The organism is Lysinibacillus sp. FSL K6-1151 (genome assembly GCF_038630755.1).
Taxonomy (GTDB): domain Bacteria; phylum Bacillota; class Bacilli; order Bacillales_A; family Planococcaceae; genus Lysinibacillus; species Lysinibacillus fusiformis_D.
Genome location: NZ_CP152040.1, coordinates 2,833,747 through 2,848,737 on the forward strand (window position 1 = coordinate 2,833,747; position 14,991 = coordinate 2,848,737).

Annotated in this window: 10 protein-coding genes; 4 read left to right on the forward strand and 6 right to left on the reverse strand. The window is 37.4% G+C overall.

What is annotated here, in order from left to right; genetic code table 11:
* Positions 1 to 142: 142 nt before the first annotated feature.
* Positions 143 to 610, forward strand: a complete 468-nt coding sequence (locus MHI04_RS13660; RefSeq protein ID WP_058844503.1) for a hypothetical protein — start codon at positions 143 to 145, stop codon at positions 608 to 610.
* A gap of 305 nt (positions 611 to 915) precedes the next feature.
* Positions 916 to 1,605: a response regulator transcription factor gene (locus tag MHI04_RS13665; RefSeq protein ID WP_036119936.1), complete on the forward strand. Its 690-nt coding sequence runs from the start codon at positions 916 to 918 to the stop codon at positions 1,603 to 1,605.
* Positions 1,606 to 1,635: 30 nt separating this feature from the next.
* Here the strand turns inward: MHI04_RS13665 and MHI04_RS13670 are convergent, their stop codons facing one another.
* From MHI04_RS13670 to MHI04_RS13680, 3 genes are all read right to left on the reverse strand, one after another.
* Positions 1,636 to 6,771 carry an ATP-binding protein gene (locus MHI04_RS13670; protein WP_342534945.1) on the reverse strand — a complete coding sequence of 1,712 codons (5,136 nt, stop codon included), beginning with the start codon at positions 6,769 to 6,771 and terminating at the stop codon, positions 1,636 to 1,638.
* Positions 6,772 to 7,244: 473 nt separating this feature from the next.
* Complete coding sequence (locus MHI04_RS13675) at positions 7,245 to 8,273, reverse strand: beta-carotene 15,15'-monooxygenase (protein ID WP_101966774.1); 1,029 nt, start codon at positions 8,271 to 8,273, stop codon at positions 7,245 to 7,247.
* Between the two features lie 99 nt (positions 8,274 to 8,372).
* On the reverse strand, positions 8,373 to 9,266 hold the full coding sequence (locus tag MHI04_RS13680; RefSeq protein WP_036119929.1) for an AraC family transcriptional regulator: 894 nt from the start codon (positions 9,264 to 9,266) through the stop codon (positions 8,373 to 8,375).
* A 107-nt stretch (positions 9,267 to 9,373) separates the two neighbouring features.
* On the opposite strand from MHI04_RS13680, the gene MHI04_RS13685 reads away from it, so the two are divergent.
* Positions 9,374 to 10,297: a DMT family transporter gene (locus tag MHI04_RS13685; RefSeq protein WP_036119926.1), complete on the forward strand. Its 924-nt coding sequence runs from the start codon at positions 9,374 to 9,376 to the stop codon at positions 10,295 to 10,297.
* Between the two features lie 154 nt (positions 10,298 to 10,451).
* A complete protein-coding gene (locus tag MHI04_RS13690) occupies positions 10,452 to 11,504 on the forward strand; it encodes a Cj0069 family protein (protein ID WP_036119923.1) in 1,053 nt (350 codons plus the stop codon).
* A gap of 29 nt (positions 11,505 to 11,533) precedes the next feature.
* On the opposite strand, the gene MHI04_RS13695 is transcribed toward MHI04_RS13690, so the two are convergent.
* The 3 genes from MHI04_RS13695 to MHI04_RS13705 all read right to left on the reverse strand — a co-directional run bounded on the left by MHI04_RS13695 (position 11,534) and on the right by MHI04_RS13705 (position 14,833).
* Positions 11,534 to 12,166, reverse strand: a complete 633-nt coding sequence (locus MHI04_RS13695) for a LysE family transporter (RefSeq protein ID WP_036119920.1) — start codon at positions 12,164 to 12,166, stop codon at positions 11,534 to 11,536.
* A gap of 117 nt (positions 12,167 to 12,283) precedes the next feature.
* Positions 12,284 to 13,027 (reverse strand): hypothetical protein, encoded by a 744-nt coding sequence (locus MHI04_RS13700; protein ID WP_036119916.1) that lies wholly within the window; start codon positions 13,025 to 13,027, stop codon positions 12,284 to 12,286.
* 87 nt (positions 13,028 to 13,114) lie between these two features.
* Positions 13,115 to 14,833: a methyl-accepting chemotaxis protein gene (locus MHI04_RS13705; protein ID WP_342503673.1), complete on the reverse strand. Its 1,719-nt coding sequence runs from the start codon at positions 14,831 to 14,833 to the stop codon at positions 13,115 to 13,117.
* Between the last annotated feature and the right edge of the window lie 158 nt (positions 14,834 to 14,991).

A 14,991-nucleotide genomic window follows, 5' to 3' on the forward strand; every position in this document is an offset into this window, starting at 1 on the left:
TAATTTATGTAAAACTAAATCATTACCTCCTAAATCCTACTCGAGGCTACTTATTCATAAAATAAAAAGGATTGAAAATAACGCTGATATTGAAAGGAGTTTCATCTCATCTTGTAGTATTACACTGTATGGGGGTGGTTGTATGTTTGGCATTTTTAAAGAATCCGAGAAGATCATCGATACATATGAACAAGTGCATTCAATTTTAAAATCTTTACTGACCTATGAACTAAAAGAATTACCGACCCGTTATGAATTTTGGTATCGTGTGGCGATACGTCTTGAGGAGTTTCGCACATTACAGATGGAGCATCGAACTAAGATTTCGATGACCTCATCTGTTGGACGCTTTCATCAAACACAATATGAGACCATCACACAAAAATTAGCAAAGTTTGAGCGATTAGCTGATATCTATAAGCTATTTTGTATCGAAGAAGAACGAGCAGGATTAAATCATCGCCTTTATTTTCATCAAGAAGCTATTGCTGCTCTCTATGAGCATATACAACATAAGGAGCTTTACACGTATTGTGACGATGTTCAACAGCAATTTTGGGAGGCCGTCCGTGATGACATGCTAAATGCAATCGCACACCTCGATTCATGATGTTGGAGGAGGCTGGGGCAAAAAGAAAAAATGTTAGACCAAGATACAATCGGTCTGACATTTTTTTGATTTAGGAAGAAATATTTAACTCAATGAGGCGAAAAAATTATTATCTATTTTCGCTATTTTTCAAAATAATCGAGTTCTGCCCCAGCCTTTTGCTGTTTATTAGCCATAAACAGTCCTCCTTGATTGCTTTGCTCTATAGGATATGGCAGTGTTAAAATGACACAAGCGCTAAACCTTCTCTTTCCCATCCGAGATAAAAGTTGGTATATTTTATAATAGGAAGGAGATTTAGTGATATGGTGAACGAGAAGATTTTAATAGTAGAAGATGACATAGATATTATGGAAGTTTTATCGCTAACGCTAGTGAATGCTAACTATACAGTATTAAAGGCACCCTCCCTATCCACTGGTTGGCATCTCGTTGGCACGCAACAACCCGATTTAATCTTGTTAGATGTTAATTTACCGGATGGTACAGGCTTTGAGCTAGCCAAAAAAATCCGAGAAGTATCGGATGCCATTATCATCTTTGTGACCGTCAATCATTTAATTGAACAAAAGCTTGAAGGCTTTGAGGTTGGGGCAGACGATTATATAACAAAGCCATTTATTCCGAAAGAATTATTGGCACGTGTTCAAGCCAATTTAAAAAGAAGAATCCCATCTAAGCAAAATCATGTTGTACATATTGATAATTTATCTATTCATTTTGACGAGAAAAACGTCTATAAAGATGGTCAGCTTCTAAACTTGTTCACAAAGGAAAAACTGCTCCTCTTTTTTCTAATGGAGCATGCAAATCAAGTGATTAGTGTTGACCAGCTCATTGACCATGTTTGGGGCTATGACGGTGTCACCGATTTGAAAACTGTCTCTGTCCATATTAGTACCCTTCGGCGCAAAATTGAAGATGTCCCCTCTAAACCAAAATGGATTCAAACGGTGAGAGGATTTGGCTATCAATTCGTCTATAAAAGAGAGTGATGAGCATTAAGATAAGGCTCATCACTCTTGTTAACTATTTACCAATACTTTCGCTAATGGTAATGTAAAGCTAAATATGCTTCCTTCATTTTCAATGCTTTCAACAAAAATTTCGCCATTATGCTGGTGCACAATTTGCTTACAAATGGCTAATCCGATCCCATGTGAATCGGGTTCATGGATATGGGTAGCTCGATAATAGCTATCAAAGATAAAAGGTAAATCCCTCTCAGCAATACCAACACCACTATCGGCTATCGAACAAATCAAATGCTTGTCCTCCACATGCATGGACAATTGAATACCACCACTTGATGTATATTTCATCGCATTAGTCATCATATTTTCAATCACCTGGTTGATTCTTGTCTCATCAATCAGTAGCTGTGCTTCCTGATGACCATAAAAGTGAGCACTATAGGTTAATCCTGACCGTTTGATGTCATCCTTATATCGATTTGCCATTTGTTGATATAATTCCTTTGCCTTTACCTCTGTATAAGAAAATTCTGCTCTACCCGCTTCTAGATTCGCTAAATCAAACAAGTCTTGAATTAAGCTGTTTAATGATAGTAGCCTTTCCTTACTTCTTAGTAAGTATTTCTCTTTAGCCGCTTCCTCCACGATAACGCCCTCAAGCATCAATTCTATATATCCTAAAGTAGAGGTTAGTGGGGAACGTAGCTCATGAGAAATACTATGCAAAAGTTTTTTGCGTTCCAGTTCATTTTTTTCTAAACGTTCATTCATTTTTTTCAAGTGCCGATTGGTTTCATCCAATTCCTTTGTACGTAGCTGTACTCGCTTTTCTAAATCCCCATATATTTTGGCATTTTCAAAAGATACGGCAATTTGAGCAGCTATGACTTTCAGAAGCTGGACATGAGATGGATGGAAGGCATTTGTCAGCAACGTATTCTCAAAATATAAAATCGAAATAATTTCATTTTGATGAACAATCGGTAAGCAAAGAATAGATTTCGCCGTTGAATAAGATAAAAGAGGATGCTGTGTCTTTTGAGCATTTTGAATAATCACATGTTCTTTGCTTTTAAGAACATAGCGTATAATAGACTGCATATTCGCACTAAAGTCCTCTATTTTTTGTTGCTCATACAGCGTAAAGGCATTTTCCGCAGCTTCTGCCTTTGCCAACACCAGTAGTTGCTGCTGCTGTTTATGAATAAAGTAACCACTATCTGCCCCTACATGCTTTAACAGGGAAAACAATATGTTATGCAGGAGATCCTCCATGCGAATGGCTGTTGCAAAAGATTGGGTCGTCTCAAATACAGTCATCATATCAAACGTGAGTGATTGTCTACGCTGACTTTCTGGTTGGCGATTTACTTGATAATCACTTTCCCATCTTCTAGCAATCGTTTCGGCTCCCCATGCTTGCATGCTTTGAATACCATTTAATATATAGTGTCTTGCTGTTTTCATTTGCTGTTTGGCGCGATAATAGTCTGCTGCTCGTTCATAAGCAAGTGCCACATCTTGGATAAAGCCATTCATTTTTGCTAATTGTATAGCTCGGTCATAATAGAGCTCAGCATCTTTTTCTTTGTTGTTGGAACGGTAATTTTCTGCCATTAATAAGATATAGAGATGCTCGTAATTGGCAGGAGAATAACTGGCCCATTTTTTAAATTTTTTTATGCTTTGCTGTATGTCAGATAGATATAAGTGTCGCTCTTGTGCTTCACCATTGAGGCGCTGCAGAAAATGAAATTGCCACATAGCCCGATAAAAATAATAAACGGTAGAAATCGGTAATGTATAGGTTTCTTTACTTAATTCCTTTAAGTCTATCAAAATCGCTTTTCCTTGCTTTTCATCGCCTAATAAAAAGGACATTTGTAAACGTACTGAATAATGCATGATTTTAATAGCAGGTTGATCCTGTATCGTAAAGGAGTACCCCCAATGTACAGGATGATGTGGATCGTGCAGAGCATTCATCCATCCTCCCATTTCAGCTAAAAAATCAATCGATAAAGTACTTGCATGTATGGAAAATTCATCTTGTTGTCGCCTAATTTCCTGCTGTAAATCTTGAATGGAAGCCCCCTGAATAAGTCGAATAGCGACAGTAAAACAAGAGGCTGAGGATACTAAATGATATAAGCCGAGCTCTTGGCTTTTTTGTTGAGCCTCGTTAATATATTGAATGCTGGCTTCATACGGCTCTGTCCAATGGCTGATAAACACCCCATACACATAATAAGTATGTCCTTTGATATAAATACTCTCTTGCGTATCGGCAACGGTGATGGCCAGTTTTCCAAAGCGAGCAGCTTCTTTTATATTGCCAAATCCCGCATTTAAAAGCATGGCATAATTAATCAATACCATGGCACTTTTCGGTGTCGTACCATACTTCAACTGTAGGCGCATGCCTTTCATTAAAAGAATGCCCGTTAAGTTAGGATTTAACAGGAAAGCACTTGCCGTCATATTAATAATTAAATGAATTAATAGATCAATTTCCTTACTATTTGTTGCAGATTGTTGCAATAAATCCTGGTCAGACATATGTCGCAATGCTAATTTTAATAATAGATATTCTTTGAGAAGCTGTGATTTTTTAGGAGCTGCCGTAATTTTCAAATTTGCAACTTGTAACCCCGCCAAGCCTGCTTCTAGACCAATACTAGGATTATCAGATTCAATATATAATATCGTTTTTAAATTATTAATCATCAGCTTTTCTAACACTGTCTCTGAATGCTGCAAAGCTTCTGTTAAATGTAGTTCAGAGCGTTCATAGTGCCCTGCAATATATTCACATTCTCCTAAGTTCGCATATAATTTAACAGACAGTTCTCTCCTAGTTATCCAATGATCCGGTGTTAATAGTTCTTTACTAGTTGTAAAAAATTTAAGCGCATTATCAAACAACCCTATTCTTTTAGCCTCTATTCCTAGTTGATAATTCCAGAGAGACAACTTCTGTTTTTCTTCCCTCGTCAATAATTGCCGGCTGTAATTAAAATGCATAACCATTTCGTTTAAACGATCATGGTCTGCAATCGTTGGAGAATTCTCAGTTAGTAATTGGCCAATTTGATAATGCAGCTTGATGCGCTTTTGTAACGGAATTTCTTGATAGGCTACTTGCTGAATACGATCATGGACAAATTGGAATTTTGTCGAAAATGTATGCAAAATTCCTTCATGTTCAAATGTACTCGCCCATTTATAATGTGCATCTAACGGAATAATAAAACCATTTTCCACAAGTGTTTCTAAATATTTCAATAATGTTTGAGCAGGTAGGGAGACAAGCTTTAAGACATCACTAAATTCAAAACGCTGACCAAAACATGCGACAAGTCGTAAAATAGCATGGACATCGGTCGTTAAATTAGCCATTCTATTCTCAATGAAAGCAAGTAGCTCGTTATTTAAACGAGATAAATTGAATTTCTGACGATTAAACTGCCACTCTTTTGTTGTCGTATTAAAATAAATCGTGTTATCTTGCTGGAGTGAACGGTACGCTTCTTTTACAAAGAGTGGATTCCCTTTGGTCAAATTAAATAATTGTTTAGCAATGACCTGTATCGTTTGCGGCTGAGCATTGAAAGATGCCTCAAGCCATTGCTGCACATGTTGTTCCTGAAGAAGGGGTAAAGGAATATGGTGACAATTGGAAAAAACAGTGGTTCTTTGCTCACTTTTTTCCTCTGTGCTGTCCTCATTCACTCGGAATGTCCCAATCATCATAAAGTACCCCGCTCGTTGCTGCTCATAAATTTGTGCCATAATTTCAAGCGTACTCTGATTGGCCCAGTGCAAATCATCAACAAACCATACAACCGGTTTCTTTTGTATTGCAAATGTTAATAAAATTTTTTGAATCGAAATAAACGTATAGGAATGGAGCTGTTTTGTATTTTGACGAACCTCCTTTTGAAAGCCTACTTCTTCCTTCACAAACCATTTGAGTTCAGGTAATAAATGAATAAGCTCATCTGTCACAACTAATTTGACTTCCTGGAATAATTTTTTCCATAATTGTACAGATTTTTCACCTTCCATATAAACCAATTTCAATAAATTTCTTAACGGATGAACCACAATGGTATAGTCATTTTCTAATTGTAATTGCTCATACTTCGTTGCAATAAAATAGCCCTTTGCCGCCGCAATTTCACCCTTCAGCTCTTGTACTAGCTTGGATTTTCCATATCCTGCTTGCCCTGAAATAGTGACCATTTTTTTATCACCTTTTGTGACCTGATAAAAGTGAGAGGAAAGCTCTGCAAATTGCTCTTCTCTGCCGTAAAGCTTAGTAGACAATCCCGAATTCAACTGTAAATCCTGTTGACCTAGTGGGAAGTCGTCAAGTGATTTATTTGCCGTAAGTCTATGTTGGATAAAGAGCAAATCCTCTTTCAAACCCATTGCACTTTGATAACGATCAACCGGATTTTTAGCTAAAAGCTTGTCAATAATCTTCCAAAGGAGAGGATGACAACTATTTTGAAGGTTCATCAAGGATTCTGGCTTTTTGGTTAAGATTTCGTAAATTAAATCTACAGCATCCTTTGCTTGAAAAGGTAATTGACCGCCCAATATTTCGTAAAAAATCATACCAAGTGCATATAAATCCGTACGATAATCCACATCTAAATGAAGTCTGCCCGTCTGTTCAGGTGCATAATAAGGTAACTGATCCCGTCTTTCATAGGGATTTTCAATTACAACTGGCGATTCTGCATCATATTTCGAACTAAACTCGGAGCTTAATAATTTTATTTTGAACGAATTTGGATTGATTAATATTTGATCAGGATGAAGGTGCAAATAAAGTAAATTACTTTGTTGCATTTTAATACAAATATTCACAAGCTCAATCGCTATTAGTAGAAATTGATGTAAAGAAATAAGGTTATTTCCGAGTTGCTTTAGGGGCACACCATTAAAATTTTCATAGATAATCGCATATTGTTTATCTATATAATCCATAGCAATCGGCTTCAATAGCCAAGGATTTTGCTCATTGGAAAACAAGGTAAATTCATATTGCAGTTTGGCTCTTGTCTCAGCAGAATTTTGATGAATACTTTTTACGAGTACCAGATTGTTAAATTTCTTCATATACATTCTTTGTAAGTGCCAATCTTGATTAGACTGCAAAAGGATACAATCATTCACAAACGAACCCCCTCTTCTATCTAGTTATACTACCTTCATTTGTTAATTAGAATTCCAACGAAACTAAATCACTATTTATACATTTATGCCAAAAATCGAGGTTGTTTTTCAAGCACATTAAAATGAGGTATACAAGAATGTAAATCTTTAAGATACATCCAGAAATTGTATATTAGTGTATAAGCTTATTATACTATTTTTCTATTGAAGGTTCTTCACCTTTTATTCAATACTCAGAAAATTTCACAAAGCTCTATCTAGTTTGGACACGACCTTTACATTCCCTTTCCTCCTACTTTTGTATATGAAATACTATAAAAAACGAAGGTTAAAATTTGGTTAAATAATATTATTATTTTTACAGGCTATACATAAGCCATCTTTATAGAATGGAACATCTTACTTTTACAGACTTACTTTGAGCGATTCATAAAACGGGTGCACGCATATTAGGAGCACCCGTTTTAGGATAGTTATTTTGTTATTCCTTGTTCAAGCATTTGTCTAAACTCTTGTACTTGATCAGCCTTGATGGCTACTTGATTATAGCGCTTTTTTATTCCTAGCATAAATGTCACTTCTACAGGCTCTTTCATTTTCAAAATGAATTGTGGGTAGGCTTCAGCAAAATCACGGGCTATAAAATCAATCGTATCTTTTGATAATTTTCCTTCTAGCTGCTCCTTATCTTCCACGATTGCTGCAATTTGAGCAAATGGAATGGCAGTTCGTTTCATTAGTCCAAGAGATAAATACAATGTATCATTTGTTACGTAAACAGGATTTAAACGAATGGCCTGCATATCCGCTAAAAAGAAAATCACTGAATACATATTAAAAAGGAGCAAAACAATGGAAAGTACTATTGATTTTTCGTGTAGCCACCAGTGAATACCAATCGTTTCAATGGCAATGCCATGAATAATCATGAGTTGAAAAGCGATGTAGCTCGAATTTTTATGTAAAGTTAAGCCCTGACGTTCTTGTCTTTTCCAACTTGCAAAACCATAATATAGCACTAGCATATCCGCACAAATCATCTGAATGATAGCATGCTTGGGTACATGATTTTCTACAGCTTTTGAAAATGAAAAGAGATCTGGCAATGAACTCCTACGCACTTCCATCAGGATTTGGGGCAAATAGCGCACGAGTGTTGCTAGTACGACAATTTCTAATAAAATAATAACTGATTCCATCACAAAACCTGCCCATGTCACAGCCACAAATGGCTGAAGATGCTCCATGGGAATCATAAAGCGTGCGGCAATACAGCCTGATGCGGCTAATAAAATGGCGTGCTTGAACGAAAACCTTCCTTTATAAAGCATCCATAATACGGGCATCACCACAATAAAGTCGATCAATGACCCCATGACAACCCCATTCGTTTCGATTGGTAAAATGGATACACCCAATCCAGTGTTATAGAGTGTATAATTGCTGGCTAACACGATTAATAACAAGCCTAGCCATATATTTTGCTTACTTTTTAAAACCATCCTTCCCTATCCCCCTCCTTATTGCTAATTTTACTTTATTTCAAATGGTTAATTTTGTATATATTTTGAGTATAAAAGATGATCTTTTTCCAAACATGTTCAATTATTTTTCACACTTAGAAACTTTTTACGGTAAACATGTGGCGAGTAGCCAGTGTATTCTTTAAATTTTTCGATATAGTAACTGACCGTACTAAAACCTGTATCACCAGCTATTTCGGTTATAGATAGCTCACCATTCCGCAATAATTCTATGCTTTTGCGCAGTCGGTATTGTAATAAATAGCTAAACGGCGTCATACCCACTATTTTCTTAAAAAAGCGACTGCATTCGGCGCGACTTATATAGACATGACTTGCTAAATCTTCTAACGTTACTTTTTGTTGATAATGTGCATGTAAAAAATCCAACATTACTTTTGCTCGTTCATGCTGTACGATGGAGGATTGATCCATCATTTCTTCTGTCAGCAAGGATTGAGTTAGCATCGATTCCCAAATGAATAGGAGCTCTCTCCAAAACTTTAATTCAAAAAATACGTCTTGTTCCCGCATCAATGCTGCAATCGATGCTATTTTCTGTGCTAACTCCCCCGTCAGCTTGACATAAGGCACTCGATTTTTTGTGATATAAGGCTCAACATATTTTGGGGCAAAGATACTGCCCTCATGACCAGCTATCAGCATTGGGTCCACATTGACACAATAAATCAAAGCTTGTTCAATTTCATAAGGCTTCGCTTCATGCAATACCGAGGCATTGATAAAGAGCCCCTCCCCTTGTTCTAAAATAAATGCATCTCCCCCTACTCGATACTGAGCTCGTCCACTTTTTAAATAAACAAATTGAATTTCCTTATGCCAATGGAGTGGTAGGAAATCCAACCTCTCTAATTGCATGACCGTTTCATACAAGGCAACGGGAAATTCTTTTGTCCCGTGCAGCGTTAATTCTTGTAAATCCTTTGCTATTTTAATATGCGTCAACGGCATCCTTAACACCTCAATATATTGATATTTTTATACGATTAAATCGATATTTATTTGCAATTCTCTCCTTTATAATCACCTTATATTGATATTTTAGGAGATGTGAACAAATGAATCAAATCATCCAAAGAAATCGTACTATGGGCTTCCTTCTTGTTATATTAGGGGCAAGTTTTTGGGGAATAGGTGGGACCGTTGCCCAAAGGTTATTCCAACAAGACGATATAGAAGTGGGCTGGCTTGTATCTAGTCGGCTACTTTTGGCTGGCCTACTGCTACTAGCTATTTATAAAATAACCTACCGTCATGTCTCAATTTTTGCCATATGGCGCACGAAACAGAATGCTTTTAAACAAATTTTATTTAGTTTACTCGGCATGCTCGCTGTCCAATATACCTATATGATGTCTATCGCGATTGGTAATTCTGCAGTAGCCACCTTATTACAATATTTAGCACCGCTGTTTATCATGGCTTATTTTTTACTAACGAGGCAAAATCCATTGACAAAACAAGATGGGATTGCCGTCACACTTACACTTGTAGGAACATTTTTATTATTAACAAATGGCTCCGTTTCAACCTTATCAGTTCCTTTTATGGCTGTGCTGTGGGGCGTGTTATCAGGGCTTTCAGTTGCCTTTTATACTCTCTATGCGATTCCACTTTTGCAGCAATTTCATTCATTACTAGTTGTTGGCTGGTCAATGATTATCGGTGGGGCAGTAATGAGTATTTTCCATCCACCTTGGGCGATTGATGTATCAAATTGGACCTTTTCCACTGTTGCTTATTTTCTCTTTATCATTATTTTTGGCACAATGCTCGCTTTTTGGTTTTATATTGCTAGTTTGCACTATCTCTCCCCTAAGGAGTCAAGCTTACTAGGAAGCCTTGAACCATTAATGGCTGTTATTACGAGTGTCTGGTGGTTAAAAATTACCTTTGGGGGCTATCAGTTTATAGGCACATTACTCATTCTTCTTATGATTTTATACCTCACAGTCTTTCAGAAAAAACAGGTTGAAGCGTAACTTATTCAAAATGTCCCGAAAACAATAGTAAATACCTCCTAAAACAGGACTAGTAATATATAAATTTATACATAAAATTTACATATTTCATCTATCTTTTTTCCTGATTTGTCTACTATACTGAATTTAATAGCAGACAAAAGGAGGTATTTTTATGGATAAAAAAGTTATTTTTTTCGAGGTTGAGGGTGGCACAGATAAAGGACCCGACGGCTATCGCCCAGACACCCTACCGATGGTGGATGCCCTAAAGGAACGTGGGCAAGATGCAGAGGTGCTATTTTTTGATGTCACAAAAAAACAGCAAATCTTTGACTATGTGAAGGAACATGGTGTTGCCTATGTATCGCGTATAAACCCTGGTAACTTACAGCATGAGGAAGCGTATTTTACCATGCTACGAGAGCTGTGCCAGGCTGGAATTATCGGAATGCCACATCCTGATGCGATGATTAGCTACGGCTCGAAAGACGCTCTATCAAAGCTTACATCAACGAATTTAGTACCTGATGATACATATGCCTACTACACTATAGAAGCATTCAAAAAGCAATTCCCTATCTCCTTAGCTTCGACAGAACGTGTTCTGAAGCAAAATCGTGGTTCAACTGGTGAAGGTATTTGGCGTGTACAATTGGTGAATCCGCTTGCCAAGGGCATCACTGAAGTGCCACTTAATGCACAAATCAAATGTACAGAAGCGAAAGATAATCATGTTGAATATTGGCAGCTTGGCGAGTTCATGACATTTTGTAAGCAGTATATTACAGGGATGAATGGTATGTTAATCGATATGCGATTTCTTCCGCGAATTACAGAAGGTGAAATTCGCTTATTCATGTTAAGAAACCGTCCTATTTATGTAGTACATAAAAAACCGGCAGATACTGAGGATGCCTTTAGCGCCACACTCTTCTCAGGTGCCCAATATCGCTATGACCAGCCTGCAGATTGGCAAGAGCTCGTACAAAATTTTTTAGCACAACTCCCACAAGTGACGAACCTATTAGGCAATTATGATTTACCATTGATTTGGACGGCTGACTTTATGTTAGATACGAATGAGGCTGGAGAAGATGGTTATATTTTAGGTGAAATGAATTGCTCCTGTGTGGGCTTTACTTCAGAACTATCGCTAGCGCATGAAGTAGCGGAAGAAATTATCGCCTGTATCCATGAGCATCAAGCAGCACTGATGGTACCATAAAAAAAGTGCGATCTAGAAGATCGCACTTTTCATATATAAATCTTAATTGCTTGAATAAATTCATATATAAAATAACCAGCAAAACCAATCAATAAGAATCCTGCAACAATTGTAAATGTCTTAATCATCTTACGGTTCATAGCTTTTCGAGTGACTGACACAATGGTCAGCAAACCGATGTCGTGGAGTAAAATACCGCTAAGAACGCCAGCAGCAATAATTAAAAAGTTTGTCGGCTGTCCTTGTCCATAAGATTTAGCTAGCACTACACCAAATACATTGACCCAAAATACAAGATTACCAGGCGAAATTGCGACCAATAAGCCATTAAAATAAGAGGCAAAAAACGATTTGGTTACTTTTTCTCCTGCTAATGTAATATCATGGTCTGCATTCTTGATAGAATCATAGCCTAACAAGAATAAAAAGCCTGCTCCAATAATCCACATAGGAAGTTGGACCATCGGCATAGCCAAAATAGAGGCTAGTCCCATGTATAAAGCAAAAACTAATACAATGTCAATGGTCATGCCACCAAGCCCTACAGCCCAGCCATGCATAAAACCATTTTTGAGTCCTTGCTTTGTCATTTCTACAGTAATAGCTCCTACAGGCATGGCAATGGCAAGTCCTACCAATACATACGCTACATATAAACTCAAAAAAACACTTCTTTCATGTAATCGATAAGCTTCATACGTCCGTTTATCTTTTTATGATAGCATAAATATACTTAAAATCAAATAATTATTAATGCTTTGCTAGACAGTTTTTAATCGTTATAGCATTTGCTTTTTCCATTGTGTTAACAGATCACGTGACTTTACAAGATCCATTTTCAATGCAACTTGCTTAGCGCTACACCGTTTTTCAGCTTTGTTCCACGCCTCTTCTAAGGCAGGTAAATAGCTTAAATTTTTCGTCGCTGCTACTAGCTGTAAAAAAATATTGCCTTGAATATAGTGCCAACGTGGATTCATCCCATCTAGTAGAATAGCTTCTTCAATTAATCGTAATGCCAGATAGGGGCTGCCCTCCTGACGATTCAAAAACTGGGCAAAAGCTCCCCAATAGAGCGCCTTATTGGGCTGCAATTTGATTGCCTCTGCATACTGTGCTGTTGCCTTGTCTCGTTCTTCAGCAAGAACAAAGTATTCCGCCATTGTATAATAAGCATTCGCCTGTGCTTCAATAGACCCTGCTAATAATTCATCGATTACTTTTCCAAATTGCTCATCATCCTGACTCCCAATATAAGCCGTGAGAACATCTCGTTCTGGATAAGAACCATCTGTGCGTTCTACACTTTGTTTCACCTTTTCATCAGTGGGGTGAGGCATACTCGCATACCCGTTCGCCTCTAGCATGGCCACATGCTGTTGGATGAATTGATAGGCCTCCTCTTCAACCACTGCATGATTCATTATTATTCTTTTAGCCAGTTGATAGCTTTCCTTTACCTGTCCACTCAAAAATAAGTCATTAACTTGTTGAACTTGCTCATCCAGTTGTTTTACCACCATTTAAATCCTCCACTTCACAAAAGACAAATCTTATAGCTAGTGTACCATCTTCGCAATAGAAGCAAAAGACAACTTGTCCTAATCTTTCTACAATTCTTTTAATTTAAACGCTTTTACATGCTGTTCAAGTGTATGAGCCATATGATTTGTTTCATTAGAACCTTGTGCTACCTCATCAATACTTGCTGTTGTTTGCTGTGCTGCTACCGTAATCATATTCATCGTTTCTTCTATATCTCTAATGGATTCTGTTAATTGTTGAATCATTTGAACAATACGAGCTGATTTTTCATTTTCAGCGGTCATAGCATGAGAAAGCATAATCATTTCTTCTACCGTTGTGGCTACTGCTGTGGAAATATTGCCTAAAGATTGCGCGGTTAAACGCACTGTCTCTGTGCCTTTTTCGATATATTGCGTATTATCATTCGTAGATGTCATCACTTGCTGAACATGTTTCATAATGTCTTGAATTAGCTGTTCGACTTGTAAAACCTCTTGATTGGACTGCTCGGCAAGCTTGCGTACTTCCTCAGCAACAATGGCAAAACCCTTCCCATGCTCCCCTGCTCTAGCCGCCTCGATGGAAGCATTCAAAGCTAGTAAATTCGTTTGGGAGGCTATAGTAGCAATAGAGGTAGTAATCGTTTGTATTTTGGTTGCTGATGTGACCAAGTTTTCGACTGTTTGTCGAACTTCACCTGAACCGTTATGAATCAATGCCATATCATTACTTATATCCTTCGCCAGTCGCTCACCCTCTGTTGCTAATTTCATTGTTTGTCGAGCATTCTCAGCACTGTCATTGGCATTGTGCTGTATCATTTGAAGGTCCTCTGCTAAAGATGTCAGAACATCTGTCGCATTTTCAGCATGATGCATCCCTTCCGTCACAGCACTTGTGACCTCTTCGATATTGTTCGCAACACCTTGAATCGTATTACTCATATCGTGCAACGTGGAAGCGGTTTCATCTGAGTTATTAGCTAAAGTATTTGAAGTGGAGCGCATCGTCATAATCATATTTTGCAAATTAGCGGTCATTCGATTTAAGGTATTTGCTAAATCCTCTACTTCATCCTTACTATGAATTTTTGTTTCAGGTACAGCTAAATTCCCATTCGCAATTTCTTTAGCCTGCTGAATTAGCACACTAATCGGTTTCACTTTTTGACGAATTAAAAAGCCTGTAATGATCGAAGCAATAAGCATAGGGAAAATACTTATTAAGATACCATTTCGCACGACATCCCACGTTCGTTCTTTTACGATATTGGCATCAAAATCGATGACACTAATTGCAATGATTTCTTTACTAGAATCATGGTCTTTAAAAATAGGTGCATAGCCTGATAAGCGATCCATACCAGCAAAATTATAGGGCTGTGAGTATGTTGGATGCTTATGTGTCAGCAACATATCAATGGCTTCTTTATCTAAATAAAATGAATCGCCAGGTGCGAGACCTTCCTCAGCTAAATGTTCATCCAGCGCTAATAATGTGCCATCGAGTGCTAAAATATATTGCGTTTGAAAAATGTCCTTATGGCCCGTTGTCCAGTTTAAATCATGTCCAATACGCACCTGTGCATCTTGATCGCCCTGAATGGCCTTGTCCATTAATGCTGGATCAATTAAACCTGTTGTGATATTGGCACAACCATAGGCCTCCACGCCAGCAGCATCATATAGTTTATTGTAAGCAGTTATGTATGTAGCGAACGACGTAATCCCTAGCATCACCACTAAAATACCAGCAATAATCGTCCCAAGTTGAAAAGTTAATGAATTGCGTAATTTCACCATTCATCCTCTCCCCTTTCTAATAATCATCTATGAATATTCCCTATTATTCCTCAATCATACTACAAAAAGATGTATTTAAAAAGCATCTTTAATATTACTAATATAATAAAAGCGATGGATAAAAGTTCTGAATTATGCGATAATTGAAGCGAACTCTC